The sequence below is a fragment of the Chlorogloeopsis fritschii PCC 6912 genome (genome assembly GCF_000317285.1).
Classification (GTDB): Bacteria; Cyanobacteriota; Cyanobacteriia; order Cyanobacteriales; family Nostocaceae; genus Chlorogloeopsis; species Chlorogloeopsis fritschii.
In genome coordinates this window covers 1-521 of record NZ_AJLN01000010.1, presented here as the reverse complement: position 1 = coordinate 521, position 521 = coordinate 1, and the positions used below count along the sequence as shown (strand labels likewise).

Here is a 521-nt window from a genome sequence, read left to right as displayed (position 1 = left end):
CTTTAGTTCAGCTTAAAATAGATAGACCGTGGTACAAAGAGATTCACTCACAAGTATTACAGGAAGTTCCTAAGAAAGTTGAACTAGCTTTTGATAGATGGTTAAAAGGTGATATTAACGGCAAAAAATCTGGTAGACCTAGATTCAAAGGCAAAGGTCAATACAAAACTTTTACCTATACTCAATTTAAGCGCCATCATTTTACCAATAACAAAATCACGCTATCAAAAATTGGGGATATTAAAGTAATTGTTCATCGCCCAATCCCAGACGGTTTTGATATTAAAACCGTATCTGTTACCAAGAAAGCAGATGGTTATTATGTCACTTTCAGCCTTGATGACAAAACAGTTCCCACAATTAAACCTGACTTTAACCCTGACAATATTGTTGGTATTGATGTTGGGTTGATTGATTTCTATGTGGCATCTGACAATACTAGAGTTGCCGCACCAAAGTATTTACGCAAAACTGAACGTAAATTAAAATCAGCACAGCGTAAGGTATCCAGACGTAAAAAA

1 protein-coding gene is annotated in these 521 nt (G+C 35.5%); it reads left to right on the top strand.

Annotation, left to right across the window (positions count from 1 at the left end):
- Nucleotides 1-521, top strand: a 521-nt coding sequence (locus tag UYC_RS0100055) for an RNA-guided endonuclease InsQ/TnpB family protein (protein ID WP_016879175.1), incomplete at both ends; no start/stop codon positions are given.